Annotated in this window: 13 protein-coding genes and 1 pseudogene; 7 read left to right on the top strand and 7 right to left on the bottom strand. The window is 68.9% G+C overall.

From position 1 onward, the window contains the following. Positions 1 to 10 precede the first annotated feature (10 nt). From DMC61_RS15465 to DMC61_RS15455, 3 genes are all read right to left on the bottom strand, one after another. Positions 11 to 1,306 carry an acyl-CoA dehydrogenase family protein gene (locus DMC61_RS15465; protein ID WP_037341167.1) on the bottom strand — a complete coding sequence of 432 codons (1,296 nt, stop codon included), beginning with the start codon at positions 1,304 to 1,306 and terminating at the stop codon, positions 11 to 13. Positions 1,307 to 1,416: 110 nt separating this feature from the next. Next, entirely contained in the window at positions 1,417 to 2,640 is a 1,224-nt protein-coding gene (locus DMC61_RS15460; protein ID WP_125689847.1) for a low temperature requirement protein A, read from the bottom strand. A gap of 38 nt (positions 2,641 to 2,678) precedes the next feature. Beyond that, complete coding sequence (locus tag DMC61_RS15455) at positions 2,679 to 3,866, bottom strand: TetR/AcrR family transcriptional regulator (protein WP_125689846.1); 1,188 nt, start codon at positions 3,864 to 3,866, stop codon at positions 2,679 to 2,681. Positions 3,867 to 4,011: 145 nt separating this feature from the next. On the opposite strand from DMC61_RS15455, the gene DMC61_RS15450 reads away from it, so the two are divergent. Both DMC61_RS15450 and DMC61_RS15445 read left to right on the top strand, forming a co-directional pair. Then, entirely contained in the window at positions 4,012 to 5,223 is a 1,212-nt protein-coding gene (locus DMC61_RS15450) for an acetyl-CoA C-acetyltransferase (protein WP_125689845.1), read from the top strand. Positions 5,224 to 5,233: 10 nt separating this feature from the next. Beyond that, positions 5,234 to 7,405 (top strand): 3-hydroxyacyl-CoA dehydrogenase NAD-binding domain-containing protein, encoded by a 2,172-nt coding sequence (locus DMC61_RS15445; protein ID WP_125689844.1) that lies wholly within the window; start codon positions 5,234 to 5,236, stop codon positions 7,403 to 7,405. 84 nt (positions 7,406 to 7,489) lie between these two features. Here DMC61_RS15445 and DMC61_RS15440 read toward each other — a convergent pair whose 3' ends face one another. The 3 genes and pseudogenes from DMC61_RS15440 to DMC61_RS15430 form a co-directional block, all read right to left on the bottom strand. Next, entirely contained in the window at positions 7,490 to 9,589 is a 2,100-nt protein-coding gene (locus DMC61_RS15440) for an MMPL family transporter (RefSeq protein WP_125689843.1), read from the bottom strand. Positions 9,590 to 9,698: 109 nt separating this feature from the next. Continuing rightward, positions 9,699 to 10,368 (bottom strand): annotated as a pseudogene (locus DMC61_RS15435) (response regulator). Continuing rightward, the gene (locus tag DMC61_RS15430; RefSeq protein WP_125689842.1) at positions 10,365 to 11,441 is read right to left on the bottom strand and encodes a sensor histidine kinase; all 1,077 of its coding nucleotides are present in this window, start codon (positions 11,439 to 11,441) and stop codon (positions 10,365 to 10,367) included. The pseudogene DMC61_RS15435 and the gene DMC61_RS15430 overlap by 4 nt, the downstream one beginning before the upstream one ends. A gap of 84 nt (positions 11,442 to 11,525) precedes the next feature. Here DMC61_RS15430 and DMC61_RS15425 point away from each other — a divergent pair, with 84 nt between their 5' ends. The 5 genes from DMC61_RS15425 (at position 11,526) to DMC61_RS15405 (ending at position 15,854) form a co-directional block, all read left to right on the top strand. Further along, positions 11,526 to 12,083 (top strand): transcriptional regulator, encoded by a 558-nt coding sequence (locus tag DMC61_RS15425; protein WP_063271587.1) that lies wholly within the window; start codon positions 11,526 to 11,528, stop codon positions 12,081 to 12,083. Next, the gene (locus tag DMC61_RS15420) at positions 12,076 to 12,963 is read left to right on the top strand and encodes an SRPBCC family protein (RefSeq protein WP_233594815.1); all 888 of its coding nucleotides are present in this window, start codon (positions 12,076 to 12,078) and stop codon (positions 12,961 to 12,963) included. The genes DMC61_RS15425 and DMC61_RS15420 overlap by 8 nt, the downstream gene beginning before the upstream one ends. A 9-nt stretch (positions 12,964 to 12,972) precedes the next feature. Continuing rightward, positions 12,973 to 13,725: an SDR family NAD(P)-dependent oxidoreductase gene (locus tag DMC61_RS15415; protein ID WP_125689840.1), complete on the top strand. Its 753-nt coding sequence runs from the start codon at positions 12,973 to 12,975 to the stop codon at positions 13,723 to 13,725. A 73-nt stretch (positions 13,726 to 13,798) separates the two neighbouring features. Beyond that, positions 13,799 to 14,263, top strand: coding sequence for a DUF3761 domain-containing protein (locus DMC61_RS41420; RefSeq protein ID WP_233594814.1), 465 nt, complete (start codon positions 13,799 to 13,801; stop codon positions 14,261 to 14,263). A 163-nt stretch (positions 14,264 to 14,426) separates the two neighbouring features. Beyond that, a complete protein-coding gene (locus DMC61_RS15405; RefSeq protein ID WP_125689839.1) occupies positions 14,427 to 15,854 on the top strand; it encodes an MFS transporter in 1,428 nt (475 codons plus the stop codon). 52 nt (positions 15,855 to 15,906) lie between these two features. Here the strand turns inward: DMC61_RS15405 and DMC61_RS15400 are convergent, their stop codons facing one another. Next, positions 15,907 to 17,460 carry an acetolactate synthase large subunit gene (locus DMC61_RS15400; RefSeq protein ID WP_199749998.1) on the bottom strand — a complete coding sequence of 518 codons (1,554 nt, stop codon included), beginning with the start codon at positions 17,458 to 17,460 and terminating at the stop codon, positions 15,907 to 15,909. Positions 17,461 to 17,472: the final 12 nt, after the last annotated feature.

Raw genomic sequence — 17,472 nt, 5'->3', positions numbered from 1 at the left:
TTCGAAAGTCCTAGAGAAGGACGGCGCCTTCCATGACGCCGATCGCACGGAGGTCGCGGTACCAGCGCTCGACCGGGTGCTCCTTGACGAAGCCGTGCCCGCCGAGCAGCTGCACCCCGGCGCTGCCGATCTGCATTCCCTTGTCGGCGGCCAGTTTCCGGGCCAGCGCGACCTCGCGGGCGTACGGCTTGCCCTGTTCGGCGCGAGAAGCGGCGCGCAACGTCACCAGCCGCAGCCCTTCCAGCTCGATCGCGATGTCGGCCACCGAGAACGCGACGGCTTGGCGGTGGCTCACCGGTTCGCCGAACGCCTTGCGCTCGTTGACATACGGCACCACGTAGTCGAGGACGGCCTTCGCGGTACCGGCGGCCAGCGCGGCCCAGCCGAGCCGCGAGAGCCGGACGACCTCGGTGAAGACCTCGGCCTTGCCGCCGCCGAGCAACGCTCCGGCGGGCAGCGCGACCTTCTCCAGGTGCAGTTTCCCGGTCGCCGCGCCGCGCAGGCCCATCGCCGGTTCGGACTCGATGGTGACACCGGAGTTCGAAGACTCGACGAGGAACAGCGCCGGGCCGCGGCCTTCGAGGTCGGCCGACACGATGAACAGTTCGGCGTCCGCCGCCCGGGGGACCAGCGACTTCACGCCGTCGAGCTGGTAGCCCTTCGGCGTGCGGCGGGCCTTGGTGGCCGGCTTGAACGGGTCGAACAGCGCGGTGCGCTCCTGCAGCGCGAGCGCCGCGGCCGGGACGTTCTCGCCGACGAACGCGGGCAGGTAGTCCGCCTGCTGCTGCTCGTCGCCGTAGGACACCAGCGCGGTGCTGACCGCGGACGGCGCGAGCACCGCGACCGCGAGCCCCAGGTCGCCGTGCGCGAGGGCCTCGGCGACCAGCGCGTTCGTGACCACCGACCGCTCGGTGCCGACGCCGCCCAGCTCCTCGGGGATGCCGACGAGCGTGATGCCGAGTTCGGCGGCGCGGCTCAGCAGACCCTCGGGGGCCTGGAGCTTCGCGTCGGCGTCGGCCGCGGCGGGCCGCAGCTGCTCGGCCGCGAACTCCGTCACGGTCTCGACGATGAGCTGCTGGTCCTCACTCGGGGTGAGGTCGAACAGTCCTGTGTCCTCGGCAGGCGCGAGCCGCGCGGGCTTGCCGAGCTTCTTGGCGGATTTGAAGGTCCGTCCCGCCGCGCCCGCGACCCGGAAGCCGTTGCGCGTCCCGGCACTGACCAGGTTCTGCACGGGCTTCCGAAGTCCGGCCCGTTCAATGACCTTGCTCCCGGCCAGCCGGGTGAGCGCGGACAGGCCAAGGCCCATCGCGTCTCGTTTCCTAGGCGCACCCACGGTGAGTCTCCCTGCCTCGCTTACCTACTCGTGAGTAGGTTAACTCTCCTCGGGCGGATGCGCCACCACGGGGGAGGCGAACGTCACGCCGATGAGTGATTCCGGGGGTGGAGAAGTCCCGGATTACTCACAAGCTTGCGCCTCTCGAACAGCACCAGCGCCACCGCCGCCAGTGCCACCGCGCCGACCAGCACGATCGCCGGCACGAGCTCCAGCAACGGCGTCGCCGCCAGCAGGAGCACCGCGAGCACCAGCCGCTGCACGTTCCACGAGCCCAGATTCCGCCGCCGAAGCCCGCTCAACGCGATCAGGTACAGCGCGAGCCCGCCGGTGAGCGCCCAGATCGGCGTCCCGTGCAGACCGTCGGAAAGGCTGTGGTGCTCGGTGTCGGACACGTACAGCAGCGACTTCTTCAGCCCCAGTGCCACGAGCACGATCCCGGCGATGAGCGGGAGGTGCAGGAACGTGTACGTGTCCGTCCCGATCCGCACCCGCTCGACGCCCTCGGCGCGCTTCAGGTTGTGCTCGGAAACGTGCGAGACGACGGCGAAGTACATCCACCACATCGCCGAAGCGAGCGTTAGCCCGAAGACGGCGGCCAGCGTGATCGGCCACGACATCGGGTACGAGCTGATCCCGATGCCGATCGCCACGATCGACTCGCCGAGCGCGATGATCACGATCAGCCCGAACCGCTCGGCGAAGTGGCCGAGCTGGTGCAGCCGCCAGTCCGAGGAGCGGGTCCGGAAGACGTTGACGTAGTCGGCGAGCAGCGCGACCGCCCAGATGCCGAGCTGCACCCAGCCCGAGAAGAAGGCCGCGACGGTCAGCAGCGCGACGCTCGGCAGCAGTCCGACGAACATCTTCAGGACGACCTTGCGCAGCTCCGGATCGGTCCGCGCGGCGCCGAAGTACGCGGTGAGATGCAGCAGCCGAACCAGGAAGTAGCAGCCGACGAACATCAGTGGCGCGTACAGGCCGCCGGGCAGATCGGTGAACGCCTCCGGGATGGTCAGCGAGACCAGGAACATCGTCCCCATCGCGGCGAACATCGCGAGCTGGGCGATGCCGCGGTCGACGTGCAGGGTGTTGGCCAGCCAGGCGTAGGCGCACCAGCACCACCACAGCACGGCGATCATCGCCACGCCCTGTCCGATGCCGAGCGGGCTGAGGCGGTCGGCCATCAGCTGCGTGGTCTGGGTGATGGCGTAGACGAAGACCAGGTCGAAGAAGAGCTCCAGCGTGGTGACCTTGTGGTCTTCGTCCCGGGTCACCAGATGCAGGCCGCGTTTCGTGGGCACGCGCATATCGTGCCCGGCGGGCCTTTGCGGAACACGCGAGTTTGCTAAGAGCTGACTTTCAGGACGGCGTGCGTCAGCGCGGTCAGCTCGGCCTCGAAGTTCGGGCGGCCGTTGACCCGCCGGGTGCGCGCGAGGTCGTTCGCGATGGTCAGCGCCGCGTGCACGGTGATCTTCACTTCACGCAGGCTCAGTTCCGGATGGACTTCCGATGTCAGCGCGATCCAGCGCGCGACGTAGTCACGCTGGACCCGGATCAGATCCGCCTTGTCGCGTTCCGGCAGCTCCATGGGGCTGCCGGAGAACGACACCAGCAGCTCGGGCGTGCGCAGCAGGGTGTGCACATAGGACGCCGCGAGCCTGCGGAGCGCGTCGCGTTCGTCGTCGGTCCGCAACGCGCGTTCCGCGGCGAGCGCCAGCCGGTCGGCCGCTCGATGCCCGATCGCCACCATCAGCGCGGCCTTGCTGGGGAAGTGCCGGTACACGCTGGGCCCGGCGATCCCGGCCGCCGCGCCGATCTCCTCCATGCTCACCGAGCGGAAGCCGCGTTGCCCGAACAGCTCGGTCGCGGCGGCGAGGATCTGCTCGCGGCGGGACGGCTCGCCGAGCGCCATCGACGGCGTCTCCTCCGGCGTCTCCTCGGGTTCGGGGAGTGTGACATGCAGCACCGACTCCGCCAGCTGTACCAGGATCTGCGCGAAGCGTTTCTTCGCCACCGACGTGTGATGCACGGAGACACTGCCGAACACGCTCAGCCCCGCCCAGCACAGCAACTCGGCGTCGTCGGCGGTCAGTTCCGGCCGCAACGCGCGCAGCGCCTTGGACCACGCTTCGAGTACCGCGCCGGACCGGCGGCGGATCTCACGCCGTTCCTCCCGGGGCAGATGCCTGCCCTCCCAGCGCCACAGCGCGGCGACCTCGCGCCGCTCCACCGCCTGCGCCGCGAGGGTGCCCAACAGGGCGTTGACCTGGGCGGGAATGGGAAGACCGTCGGCGAGCGTCTCGGTGGTGGCCGCCTCCATGTCGTCGATGCCGGACAGCACGACGTAGGACAGCACGGCCTGCTTGTCCGCGAAATGCCGGTACAGCGCGGGCCCGGTGATCCCGGCCGCGGCGGCGATGTCGTTGATGCCGACGCCGTGGAACCCGCGGGCGCGAAAGAGCTCCGCGGCGAGGCCGGCCAGCTGGGCCTTGCGGTCGCGCGGTCGCGGGGAACGCTCGGTCGGGTGATCCATAGGTGAACCCACGATAGCGCCGGTTGCGTGCATCGCAACCCATTGACACCATGGGGTTATCGCGGTTTATGTTAATCGGCATTAGCATGACTACTGGCCGGTACGTTTCATCTTGATACAGCGCCGTACGCGGAGGAGTTTTTCTGTGAGTAGCGAGGCCTACATCTACGAGGCGATCCGTACGCCTCGCGGCAAGAACAAGGGTGGTGCCCTCCACGGCACCAAGCCGGTCGATCTCGTGGTCGGCCTCATCGAAGAACTGAAGGTCCGGCACCCGAACCTCGACCCCGCCGTGATCGACGACATCGTCCTCGGCGTCGTGTCCCCGGTCGGCGAGCAGGGCGCCGTGATCGCGCGCACCGCCGCGCTGAACGCGGGCCTTCCCGAGACCGTCGCCGGTGTACAGCTGAACCGCTTCTGCGCCTCCGGCCTCGAAGCCACCAACACCGCCGCGCAGAAGGTGCGCTCCGGCTGGGACCAGCTGATCATCGCCGGCGGTGTCGAGTCGATGTCGCGGGTGCCGATGGGCTCCGACGGCGGCGCGCTGTTCATGGACCCCGCCACCGCGTACGACAACTACATCGTCCCGCAGGGCACCGGCGCCGACCTGATCGCGACCATCGAGGGCTTCTCCCGCGAGGACGTCGACGCGTGGGCCGTGCGTTCGCAGGAGAAGGCCGAAGCGGCCTGGTCCGGCGGCTACTTCGCGAAGTCCGTCGTCCCGGTGAAGGACATCAACGGCGTCACGATCCTCGACCACGACGAGCACCGTCGCCCGGGCAGCACCATCGAGGGCCTCGGCAAGCTCAAGCCCGCCTTCGCCGGTATCGGCGAGCTGGGCGGCTTCGACGCCGTCGCGCTGCAGAAGTACCACTCAGTCGAGAAGATCGACCACGTCCACACCGGCGGCAACTCGTCCGGCATCGTCGACGGCGCCGCGCTGGTCCTGGTCGGCAACGAGCAGATCGGCAAGGACTTCGGCCTGACCCCGCGCGCCCGCATCGTGGCGACCGCGACCGTCGGCTCCGAGCCCACGATCATGCTCACCGGTCCGACCCCGGCCACCGAGAAGGTCCTCAAGATCGCCGGCCTCACCCCGGACGACATCGACCTGTGGGAGCTGAACGAGGCCTTCGCCTCGGTCGTCCTCAAGTGGATCAAGGACCTGCACCTCGACGAGGAGAAGGTCAACGTCAACGGCGGCGCCATCGCGATGGGGCATCCGCTGGGCGCCACCGGCGCGATGCTGGTCGGCACCGTCGTCGACGAGCTGGAGCGTCGTCAGGCGCGCCGCGCCCTGGTCACCCTGTGCATCGGCGGCGGCATGGGCGTCGCGACCATCATCGAGCGGGTCTGAGGAAGAGACAATGACTGAAGCGAAGACCATCCGCTGGGAGCAGGACGCCGACGGCATCGTCGTGCTCACCCTGGACGACCCGAAGCAGTCCGCCAACACGATGAACGCCGACTTCCGCGAGTCGCTCGGCGTCGTCGTCGATCGCCTGGAGGCGGAGAAGGACAACATCACCGGTGTCGTCCTGACCTCGGCCAAGAAGACCTTCTTCGCCGGTGGCGACCTCAACGACCTGATCCAGGCCAAGCCGGAGCACGCCGCCGAGATCACCCAGAGCAGCTCCCTGATGAAGGGCCAGATGCGCCGGCTCGAGCAGCTGGGCAAGCCGGTCGTGGCCGCCATCAACGGCGCCGCGCTCGGCGGCGGCCTCGAACTCGCGCTCGCGACGCACCACCGCATCGCGGCCGACGTCAAGGGCAGCCAGATCGGCCTCCCTGAGGTCACCCTCGGCCTGCTCCCCGGCGGCGGTGGCGTGGTCCGCACCGTACGCCTGCTGGGCATCCAGAGCGCGCTGCTGAACGTGCTGCTGCAGGGCCAGCGGCACCGCCCGGCCAAGGCCAAGGAACTCGGCCTCGTGCACGAGCTCGTCGGCACCGTCGAGGAGCTGGTCCCGGCCGCGAAGGCGTGGATCAAGGCCAACCCCGAGGGCGGCGTACAGCCGTGGGACGTCAAGGGTTACAAGATCCCGGGCGGCACCCCGTCGAACCCGAGCTTCGCGGCGAACCTGCCCGCGTTCCCGGCGAACCTGCGCAAGCAGATCAAGGGCGCCAACATGCCGGCCCCGCGGGCGATCCTGGCCGCGGCCATCGAGGGTTCGCAGGTCGACTTCGACACCGCGATCACCGTCGAGACCCGCTACTTCATCAGCCTCGCCACCGGCCAGGTCTCGAAGAACATGACGAAGGCGTTCTTCTTCGACCTGCAGAGCATCAACTCGGGCGGCTCGCGCCCGGAGGGCTTCGAGAAGTACACCGCCAAGAAGGTCGGCGTCGTCGGCGCGGGCATGATGGGTGCCGCGATCGCGTACGTCTCGGCGAAGGCCGGCATCGACGTCGTGCTCAAGGACGTCACCCTCGAAGGCGCCGAAAAGGGCAAGGGCTACGCGGTCAAGCTGGAGGAGAAGGCGCTCTCCCGTGGCAAGACCACGCAGGAGAAGTCCGACGCGCTGCTCGCCAGGATCAAGCCGACCGACAAGGCGGAGGACTTCGCCGGCGTCGACTTCGTGATCGAGGCCGTCTTCGAGAGCGTCGAGCTGAAGCACAAGGTGTTCCAGGAGATCGAGGGCATCGTCAACCCCGACGCCGTGCTCGGCTCCAACACCTCCACGCTGCCGATCACCGCGCTCGCCGAGGGTGTCCAGCGGACCGAGGACTTCATCGGGATCCACTTCTTCTCGCCGGTGGACAAGATGCCGCTGGTCGAGATCATCTGCGGTGAGAAGACCTCGCCCGCCACGCTGGCGAAGGTCTTCGACTACACGCTGCAGATCAAGAAGACCCCGATCGTCGTCAACGACAGCCGCGGCTTCTTCACCTCGCGCGTCATCGGCACCTTCCTCAACGAGGCCGTGGCCGCGCTGGGCGAGGGTGTCGAGCCGGCGTCGATCGAGCAGGCCGGTTCGCAGGCCGGGTACCCGGCCCCGCCGCTGCAGCTGATGGACGAGCTGACCCTGACGCTGCCGCGCAAGATCCGCAAGGAGACCCGCGAAGCGATCGAGGCCGCCGGCGGCACCTGGAACGCGCACGCGTCCGAGGGCGTCATCGACCGGATGGTGGAGGAGTTCGACCGCAAGGGCCGCTCCACCGGCTCGGGCTTCTACGACTACGACGAGTCGGGCAAGCGGACCGGTCTTTGGCCGGGCCTGCGCGACGCGTTCAAGTCGGGCAGCGCCGAGGTTCCCTTCGAGGACCTCAAGGAGCGCATGCTGTTCGCCGAGGCGCTCGAGACCGTGAAGTGCTTCGACGAAGGTGTGCTCACCACCGTCGCGGACGCCAACATCGGCTCGATCTTCGGTATCGGCTTCCCGGCGTGGACCGGTGGTGTCATCCAGTACATCAACCAGTACGAGGGTGGCCTGCAGGGCTTCGTCGACCGCGCGCGTGAGCTCGCGGAGCGCTACGGCGACCACTTCACCCCGCCCGCTTCGCTGGTCGAGAAGGCCGCGAAGGGCGAGATCTACGAGTAAGCCGCTTCGCCCGCTTTAACATGCTAGGAACGGTCCTTTCCTTGCGAAATTTGCAAGGAAAGGACCGTTCCTGGCATCCGGGGGCTAACGCGACGCCGGTTCCAGCGCCACGTGCGGCAACCGCCGGTCCAGCCACCGCGGCAGCCACCAGGCGCGTTCCCCGAGCAGCCGCATCACCGCGGGCACCACGAGGCACCGGATCACGAACGCGTCCACCAGCACCGCCACCGCCAGCCCGAGCCCGAACTGCGCCAGCATCCGGTCGGGATTCAGCAGGAACGCCCCGAACACCACGATCATGATCGCCGCCGCGGCCGTGATCACCCCACCGGTGGAAGCGAGCCCCTCGCGGACGGCATGACGCGCGTCGCCGGTGCGCCGCCACTCCTCGTGCATCCGGGACACCAGGAACACCTCGTAGTCCATGGAAAGCCCGAACACGATCGCGAAGATCAGCACCGGCACGAAAGCCTCGATCGGTCCCGCCTGCGCCCCGAACAGGCCGTCGCCGAACACCGCCGTCATCACGCCGAGCGCGGCGCCGATGCTCAGCAGGTTCAGCACGGCCGCCTTGAGCGGGATCAGGATCGAGCGGAAGACGACCATCAGCAGCAACGCCGACAGGCCGACGACCACCAGCACGAACAGCGGCAACCGGTCGCCGACGGCGTCCGCGAAGTCCACCGCCGCCGCGACACTCCCGCCGACCAGATACTTGCCCGGCAGTCCCGGCAGAACCTCGGTCCGCAGCCGTTCCACCAGATCGGCGGTCGCCGCGTCCTGCGGTGAAGACGTGGGGAAGGCGAGAACCGTCGTGACGCCCTGGCCCATCGGTGGCGTCACCTTGACGATGCCCGGTGTGGTCTCGAGTTTCCGTTGCAGCGCGGCGCCATCGCCGTTCTCGGTGACCACGATCAACGGCTCGCTGAACCCCGGGCCGAAACCCTCCGCCATCAGGTCGTAGGCCTGCCGGGTGGTCGACGTCTCCGGATCCGTGCCCGAGTCGGCGAACCCGAGGCGCATGCCGAGCGCCGGCAACGAAAGTCCGATGAGGACGAGCAGCCCGATCGCGAGCGGCACCATCGGCCGCCGCTGCACCGCGTCCCCGAGCTTGCCCCACGACTTGCCGTGTTCGCGTTTCGCGGCGTGCTTGCGGATGCCCTTTTCCAGGCGGCGCCCGAAAAGCGAGAGCAGCGCGGGAAGCAGGGTGATCGAGGCCAGCATCGTCACGAGCACGGTCAGCGCGACCGCGAGCGCGACCCCGCGCAGCGAACCGAGGCCGAGCGCGAGCAGGCCGAGCAACGCGATGATCACCGTGCCACCGGCGAACAGCACCGACCGGCCCGCGGTGTCCAGCGCCCGCCTCGCCGCCTGATCGCGGTCGAGGCCACCGAGGATTTCACCACGATAGCGGGAAAAGATCAGCAGCGCGTAGTCCACGCCGACGCCGAACCCGACGAGCATCATCAACGGCGCCGTGTAACTCGCGATGTCGACGAACCTGCTGACGAGCACGATGACGCCGAGTGTGCTGCCGACGGCGAAGATCGCCGTGATCACCGGGAGCCCGGCAGCGAGGATCGAGCGGAACAGGAAGACGAGGATCACCAGCGCGGCGAGCAGCCCGACGCCCTCCGACGGGCCGCCGCCCCCGCTGGTCCGCTTGATCGGGTCGCCACCGAGTTCGACCTGGAGCGCGGCCGTCTCCGCCTTCTTCGCGGTGTCGACGACACGCACGATGTCGTCGTACGGCAGATCTTTCGACTCCAGGTCGAAAGCGACCGCCGCGTAACCGATCGTGCCCTCACGCGAGATGGCCGACGGGGTGTCGAAAGGGCTCGTCACCGACTTCACGTGCGGCTGGTTCCGCACTTCGGCGAGCATCGTGTCGATCGGTCCGCGTGCGGTCGCGAGTCCGCTCTCGGTCTTGAAGACGATTTCGGCCGTCGCGCCGGTCTGTGCGGGAGCCTGTGCTTTGAACAGGTCCATGATCTGCTGGGATTCGGTACCCGGCAGGGAATGGTCGTCGTGGTAGGCGCTGCCCGCCAGCTGCGAGCCCAGCGTGACACCGACGAGGGTGAGCAGCCAGAGCGAAACGGCGAGCCAGCGGTGGCGCTGAGACCAGCCCGCCAGCTTCGAGAGACCGCCCCCAGGCCGCCTCTCGGAGAGAGTGTTGGTGTCCATGCGGGACAGCATCGGCTTTCCCCGGCCGCATATCGTCGGGCTCGGGCGGGCACCCGGGCCGCAACTTTCGGCTACCCCTAAGGCGCTTCCCGTACTACCGGGGTTGTGGTCACGGGGTCAACCAGCGCGGGGTGACCATGCCCGATTCGTAGGCCAGCACGACCAGCTGCGCGCGATCACGGACGTCCACCTTGGTCATGATCCGGCTGACGTGCGTCTTCGCCGTCGCCGGGCTGAGCACGAGTTCCTTCGCGATCTCGTCGTTGGACAGTCCGGCCGCGACGAGGCTCATCACCTCGCGTTCCCGCTCGGTGAGCCGGTTCAGGGTGGGCGAGGGGACTTGGCCGGTCCACTCGCCCGGCGAACTCGGAGATCAGGCGGCGGGTGATCGACGGCGCGAGCAACGCGTCGCCCCTCGCGACCACCCGGACGGCGTGGATCAGTTCCTCCGGTTCGGTGTCCTTGACCAGGAATCCGCTGGCGCCCGCGCGCAAGGCGCCGTAGACGTCCTCGTCGAGGTCGAAGGTGGTGAGGATGACGACCTTGGTCCCGGCCCGCGCCGGATCTCCGAGCAGATGCCGGGTCGCGGTGAGCCCGTCCATCACCGGCATCCGGATGTCCATCAGGACGACGTCGGGTTCGTGTTCGCGCGCGGCTTCGAGGGATTCACGTCCGTCGGCCGCTTCGGCGACCACGCTGATGTCGTCTTCACCGTCCAAAATGGATTTGAAGCCGGCACGGACCAGCCGTTGATCGTCGACCAGCAGGACCCGGATCACTTCTTCACCCGCAAGGGAAGCCGGGCGCGTACCCGGAAGCCGCCGTCCTCGCGCGCGGCCGCGGTGAGCTCGCCACCGAGTGCCTCCGCCCGTTCGGTCATGCCGCGGATCCCGTTTCCGGGTACAGCCGCGCCTCCTCGGCCGTCGTCGTCGATCTGCACGGACACATCATGGGGCGTGTAGCCGATCCGCACCACGACGGTGTTCGCGGCGGCGTGGCGCGCGACGTTCGTCAGCGCCTCCTGGACCACGCGGAAGGCGGCGTGTTCGACATCGGGTGGCAGCTCCGTCGCCGTGCCGTCGATCTCGGTCCGGACGGTGAGCCCGTGCGTGCCCGCCGACTCGGCCAGTTCGGCGACCCTGGCCAGGCTCGGGGTGTCCGCCTGCCGCAGCATGCCCAGGGTGGCGCGGAGTTCGCGCAACGCCTCCTTGCTGGTCTGTTTGATCGTGGTCAGCGCCTCCTCGGATTTCGCCGGATCCTTGCCGTGCAGCGCCGCGCCGGCCTGGACGTTGATGAGCGCCAGGTTGTGGCCGAGGACGTCGTGCAGTTCGCGCGCGATCCGAAGACGCTCTTCGGTGGCCCTTCGCTGCGCCTCGGCCTCCTTGGTGCGCTCGGCTTCCCGGCGGTAGTACGTCACGGCGCCGACCGCGACCAGCGCGATGAACCAGCCCGCCATCAGCAGGAACGCGAAGTTGTCCACCTGCCGTGCCGCGCCGGCCCCGGCTTCGCCGATCGCGACGCCGCCCATCGAGGCCGCCGCGACGACCGCCGCGCTCCGTATCCGCCCGGTCGAGGCGTTGTTGTACAGCGCGAAGGCGAACGCGAGCAGGACGAACCCGTCCGGATCGGTCTGCGGGTAGTAGACCGCGCAACACGCCGCGGTGAAGATCGCTACGGGGAGCGGGTACCGGCGGCGCAGGAACAACGACGCGCAGGCGAGTGCCACGCAGGCCCAGCCGACGGCCGCGTTGCGCGGTGTCTCCGCGTCGTCCCCGAGCGAGACCACGACGGAACCCGCGATCACCGCCACGGTGACCGCGATTTCCGCCGCGTACCGCCGCAGGATCGCCACACGACGAGAGTAGCGCGATCCGGGCCGATTGACAAAATGGATTTTTACGTTCAAACTGATTTTTGTGATCAAGGGTGTGGCGTCGTGAAGGATGTGGAGTACCTCGATCGGCTGGACCAGGCGGAGGCGTTGCTGAAACCGCAGCGGGTGGACGTCCTGCGGCAGCTGGCGGAGCCGCGGTCGTGCACCGAGGTGGCGACGGTGCTGGATCAGACGCCGCAGCGGGTCTATTACCACGTGAAACGACTGGTGGAAGCCGGTCTCGTGAAGCAGGTGTCGGAGCGGAAGGTGCGCGCCGTCAGTGAGGGCGTGTACCAGGCGACCGCTCGTTCGTACTGGCTGTCACCCGGGCTGGTCGGGCGGCTCGGCCCTCGGGTGGCGCGGGACGAGCTGAGCCTGGGCTACCTGGTGGACCTCATGGAGGAGGTCCAGGCGGACGTCGCCGCGCTCGACCGGACCGCGCCGGAGCTGCCGTCGATCGGTGTTTCCGGCGAGATCCGGGTGGCGCCCGAGCGGCGCCAGGAGTTCCTCGACGAACTGAAGACGACTTTGCAGGATCTGTTCACCCGCTACGGCGGAGCGGAAGGCGACGCCTTCAAGCTCGCCGTGGCCTGTTACCCGAAGGGAGATGCCCGTGACTGAACCGACGAGGTTCCAGTTGCGCCTGCGCGCGCCGATCGACGAGGTCTGGCACGCGCTGACCGATCCCGGGGCACTGCGCGAGTGGCTTTCCGAATACGCGGAAGTCGATCTGCCGTCCCGCTACGAGTTCTGGGGCCGCTACACGCCGGACGGCGATCGTCCGCGCCAGCGACTGTTGCTGGCCGAGGACAACGTCCTGCGGTTCGCGTGGACCGTCGGCGGGAAGGAGACCGTCGTCGAGATCGCGCTGACGGAAGACGGGGACGGGACGTCCTTGTCGTTCAGCCAGAGCGGTCTGCCGGACTACACCGCGATGCTGGCCGACCCGGATTCGTCACTCGGCCTGATGTACACGTTCTGGGCGCTTTCCGTCTCGAATCTCGCCGATCACGTCGAAGGACGCCCGCTCACCGCCCGCTGCGACCTCACCTCCCCGCTGATGAGCAAAGAAGTGCGGATCGACGCGCCACGCGGTGAGGTCTACTCCTCGATCGCCGATCCCGCCGTGTTCACGCGCTGGTTCGGCGCCCGGATCGAAGCGGAGACCGAGGTCGGCGGCAGCTGGGCGATGGGGTCGCTGGAAAGCGACCCGGCGCCGGCGAAGATCGTCGATCTGGTGCCCGGCTCGAAGATGTCGCTCGCCTACCAGGACGGTGTCGTCGCCACTTGGGAACTCGAGGACTCCGGCGGCGGGACGAAGCTGACCTTCGTCCAAAGTGGATTCTCCGACGGGAAACCGCCGTACGGCGCGTGGATGGGCTGGCTCAGCGGGCTGGCCGAACTGCGCAGATTCCACGAGGTCCGCCCGTGGCGCCCGTTGTGGGTCGATGTCCAGCTGGAGGGCGCGCCTGAAGGACTCATCACCTTGGACGGCAAATAGGAGGAAGCGATGTTGCTCGAAGGCAGGAACGCGATCATCTACGGTGCGGCGGGCGGGATCGGGAGCGCGGTGGCCCGCGGATTCGCCAGGGAGGGCGCGACCGTCCACCTCACCGGCCGCACCCTGAAGAAGCTCGACGCGCTGGCCGACGAAATCCGGGCGGCGGGCGGGAAAGCGGAAACGGCGGAATTCGACGCGCTGGACGAAGCCGCCATCGTCGAGCATGCCGCTTCGGTGGCTTCCACGGCGGGCAGTGTCGACATCTCGATGAACGTGATCACGCACAATGACGTCCAAGGCACGCCGCTGGTCGAAATGTCGCTGGAGGACTTGGAAAGCCCGGTCCGGACGGCGGTGCGGACGAACTTCCTGACCGCACGGGCGGCCGCCCGGCACATGATCGAGCAGGGGTCCGGGGTGATCCTGATGTTCGGCGGCGACGGTGATCCGCTGCCGGGATATCACCTTGGTGGGCTCCAGGTCGCGTTCAGCGCGATGGAGGCGTTGCGGCGAGGGCTGGCGTGCGAGCTCGGACCGCGGGGAATCCGCGTCGTGACCCTGCGCACCGGCGGCATCCCGGAGACGATCCCGGCGGGCGCCGGGCTCGAAGACGCCATCCGTGACATGGTCGACGCGACGATGCTCAAGCGGACGGCGTCGCTCGAAGACGTCGCCAGGGTGGCCGCCTTCGCCGCATCGGACCACGCGCGCAGCATGACGGCGACTGCGCTGAATATCAGTTGCGGCACGATGGTCGACTGACCGCACAACCGCCGTTAACACCGGCGAACGATCTCCCGACTACGCGGCACTACCAGGTGCTGGGGAGGTCGTTATGCCGAAGAGCGCAACGAAGCTGGGCATGGCACTGGCGATCGGACTTTTGGTCGCCGGAGCCTGCGGTGTTGAGACCGTGCCCACCGGGCGGGTCACTCCGCCGAGCAGCCAGAGGCCGACGCCGGCGATCAGCACGTGGGCACCGCCGACGAGCCTGACCACGCCTACGCCGACACCTCAGCAGTTCGTGCCACCGGCCACGACTGCTGTCGAGGTGCCGAAACAGGTCGAACCGAAGCCGACGAAGGCACGCCCGAAGACCACACAGGCGACGGCGCCGGACCCGGTGGAATGCGGAAGCGACTACTACCGCAACACCGACGGCGTGTGCGTCCATCGGCCGGCGAGCGGACCCGGTGCGGCCGACGGCGCGACCGCCCTCTGCCGGGACGGTTCGTATAGCTACAGCCAGAATCGCCGCGGCACCTGCTCCGGGCACGGCGGGGTCCGCACCTGGCTGTGATCCCGTCCGTCAGTGCCTGTCGGTGAGCCCGCGGCCGCGATCGACGTCGGCAGGGCGCTGCCTGGCCATTAGCGGGCCTTCGGCGGAGCGGGTCGTACAGCGTGACGCCCGGCTCTCCGGCATTCACTGGGAAGGGTGGTGCTGTGTAAGGTCGGATCATGGGATGCGCATGGTGAAACCGGCCGGACGGGCACCTTCGCCCCGGATCTTCGTGGTCGTGCTCGCCACCTGCGGGCTGGTGGCCTCGTTCATGCAGACGCTCGTCGTCCCGCTCATCCCGGCGTTTCCGCGGCTGCTCGACACGACCCCGTCGGACGCGTCGTGGGTGGTGACGGCAACCCTGATCGCCGGAGCCGTGGTGATGCCGGTGAGCGGCAGGCTCGGCGACCTCTACGGCAAGCGCCGGTTGCTGCTGATCAGTCTGGGGTTCCTGGTCGCCGGTTCGGTGGTGTCGGCGCTGACGAGTTCGCTCGCGCTGATGGTCGTCGGCCGAGGGCTTCAGGGCTGCGCGATGGGCGCGATCCCACTGGGCATCAGCATCATGCGCGACGAACTCGCCCCGGAACGGGTCGGCGCCGCGATCTCGGTGATGAGTTCGACGCTCGGTGTCGGCGGTGCCATCGGGCTCCCGGTGTCGGCGCTGGTCGCGCAGAACGCCGACTGGCACGTCCTCTTCTGGGCGTCGGCGGGGCTCGGGCTCGTTTGCGGGCTGCTGATCCTCTTCGTGGTGCCGGAGTCGCCGGTGAAGACACCGGCGCCGTTCGACTACCTCGGTGCCGTGGGGCTGACCGTCGGCCTGGTCTGCCTGCTGTTGCCGATCGTCAAGGGCGGCGAATGGGGCTGGGGTAGCGGCCGCACGCTGGCCTTCGGCGGGAGCGCGGTGGTGATCCTGCTGATCTGGGGCGCCTACCAGCTGCGGCGCCGGGATCCGCTCGTGGACCTGCGGGTCTCCGCGCGGCGGCCGGTGCTGCTCACCAACCTCGCGTCGATCATGATCGGCTTCGCGCTGTACTCGATGGCGTTGTCGTTCCCGCAGCTACTGCAGGCACCGGCGTCGACCGGCTACGGCCTCGGCCTGACGATGGTGGAAGCCGGGCTCTGCCTCGCGCCGAACGGTCTGGTCATGTTCATGCTGTCGCCGGTTTCGGCCCGGCTCATCGAGCGCTACGGACCGCGTACGACACTGATGGTCGGCGCCACGACCATCGCGGCCGGGTATGCCTTCGCGACCGTGTTGATGGACAACGCCTTCGAGCTGATCACGGCGTCGGTCATCATCGGCGGTGGAGTGGGCGTCGCTTACGCGGCCATGCCCGCGCTGATCATGGGCTCGGTCCCGGTCACCGAAACCGCGTCCGCGAACGGGCTGAACTCGCTGATGCGCTCCGTCGGCACGTCGACGTCCAGCGCGGTGATGGCGTCCATGCTCGCGTCGCTGGCGATCACCGTCGGCGGGGTTTCCGTCCCGTCCGCGGCCGGATTCCGGCTGAGCTTCGTGGTCGCCGCCGGTGCGGCGCTGCTGGGGCTCGTCTTGACCGTTTTCGTGCCGAAGCAACGTCAGCCCGAGCCGCTGGTCGCGTCGGTCCACTAGCGCGCCTTGCGTTGCGATGAAAGGGTTTCATCGCAACGCAAGGACACCTCGCTCAGAACAGGGTCGGGACGATCGCGTCGATCAGGTGCGGTCCCGGCTCGGCGAGCGCGCGCTGGAACTGTTCGGCCAGCTCCTCCGCGGTCGTCGCCCTGGTCGCCGGGACGCCCATGCCTTCGGCGATCTTGACGAAGTCCATGTCGGGCCGGGAAAGGTCGAGCAGTTCGTTCGCCTTGGGGCCGTTGGCGTCCGCGCCGACCCGCTGCAACTCCAGCCGCAGGATCGCGTACGCGCGGTTGTTCAGCAGGACCGTGGTGACGTTGAGATTCTCCCGGGCCTGCGTCCACAACGCCGAAATCGTGTACAGCGCGCTGCCGTCGGACTGCAGGTTGATCACCGGCCGGTCCGGCGCGGCGACGGCGGCGCCGGTCGCGACGGGCATGCCGTAGCCGATCGCGCCGCCGGTCAGGGTCAGCACATCGTGCCGGGGCGCACCCGCGGTCGCGGCGGGCAGCAACAGCCCGGAGGTGTTCGCTTCGTCGGCGATGATCGCGCGTTCCGGCAGCAGCGCGCCGATCACCTCGACCCAGTTCTGCGGGGTCAACGGCCCGGACGGCAGGGCGGGCCGGGCGGCCTCCTGCAGTACGGGCTCGGTCTCGGCCGCGACCAGTTCCGCCACGTCGGTCAGAGCCCGCGGCACGTCCTGCGCGACATCGGCGAGCACATGGACCTGTGCGCCTTCGGGCACCAGGTTGCTCGCCTTGCCGGGGTAGGCGAAGAACGAAACAGGTGCCTTCGTGCCGGCGACGATCACGTGCTTGATCCCGTCGAGCTGGTAGGCGACCTGCTCGGCGAGATAGCCCAGCCGCTCGATCGTCGGCAGGCCTTCACCGCGTTCGAGCCGGGCGGGGAAGGTCTCGACGAACGTCTTCACCCCGGTCGCGGCCGCGATCCGGCTGGTCGCGCGCAGTCCGGCCTCGCGACAACCGCTGCCACCGACGAGCAGGGCGACCGGTTCACCACTGGCCAGCACTTCGGCGATGTTCTTCACCGTCGTCGCGTCGACGACCTGCGGGATCCGGGGCGGGATGGGCGCGCAGGTTTCACCGCCCTCGCCCCAGGACGCGTCGGCGGGGAGGATCAGGGTCGCCACCTGCCCGGGGGCGTCCTGGGAGGCCGCGACCGCCGCGGCGGCGTCGGCGCCGACGTCCTTCGTGTGCTCCGAGCGGCGGACCCAGCCTTCGAGCGAACCGGCGACGGCCTCGATATCCGATTCGAGCGGGGCGTCGTACTGCTTGTGGTAGGTCGCGTGGTCGCCGATCACGTTGACGATCGGAGTGTGGGCGCGGCGCGCGTTGTGCAGGTTCGCCAGCCCGTTCCCGAGCCCGGGGCCGAGGTGCAGCAGTGTCGCGGCCGGCTTGTCGGCGATGCGCGCGTACCCGTCCGCGGCGCCGGTGACGACGCCTTCGAACAGGCCGAGCACGCCGCGCATCTCGGGCACGGAGTCGAGCGCGGCCACGAAGTGCATCTCCGAGGTGCCCGGGTTCGAGAAGCACACGTCGACGCCCGCGTCGACGAGGGTGCGGATCAGGGACTGGGCGCCGTTCATCTCACTCACTTT

It is taken from the genome of Amycolatopsis sp. WAC 04169, assembly GCF_003947535.1.
Taxonomy (GTDB): Bacteria; Actinomycetota; Actinomycetes; order Mycobacteriales; family Pseudonocardiaceae; genus Amycolatopsis; species Amycolatopsis keratiniphila.
Note: the sequence above shows the minus strand (reverse complement) of the source record. Positions and strands in the feature narration are given on the sequence as shown.

Bases quoted from the DNA above. Each gene is read 5' to 3' on its own strand.
- DMC61_RS15465 (WP_037341167.1), bottom strand. From the start codon at position 1,306: ATGGGCCTTGGCCTGTCCGCGCTCACCCGGCTGGCCGGGAGCAAGGTC.
- DMC61_RS15460 (WP_125689847.1), bottom strand. From the start codon at position 2,640: ATGCGCGTGCCCACGAAACGCGGCCTGCATCTGGTGACCCGGGACGAA.
- DMC61_RS15455 (WP_125689846.1), bottom strand. From the start codon at position 3,866: ATGGATCACCCGACCGAGCGTTCCCCGCGACCGCGCGACCGCAAGGCC.
- DMC61_RS15445 (WP_125689844.1), top strand. From the start codon at position 5,234: ATGACTGAAGCGAAGACCATCCGCTGGGAGCAGGACGCCGACGGCATC.
- DMC61_RS15440 (WP_125689843.1), bottom strand. From the start codon at position 9,589: ATGGACACCAACACTCTCTCCGAGAGGCGGCCTGGGGGCGGTCTCTCG.
- DMC61_RS15415 (WP_125689840.1), top strand. From the start codon at position 12,973: ATGTTGCTCGAAGGCAGGAACGCGATCATCTACGGTGCGGCGGGCGGG.
- DMC61_RS41420 (WP_233594814.1), top strand. From the start codon at position 13,799: ATGCCGAAGAGCGCAACGAAGCTGGGCATGGCACTGGCGATCGGACTT.
- DMC61_RS15405 (WP_125689839.1), top strand. From the start codon at position 14,427: ATGCGCATGGTGAAACCGGCCGGACGGGCACCTTCGCCCCGGATCTTC.
- DMC61_RS15400 (WP_199749998.1), bottom strand. From the start codon at position 17,460: ATGAACGGCGCCCAGTCCCTGATCCGCACCCTCGTCGACGCGGGCGTC.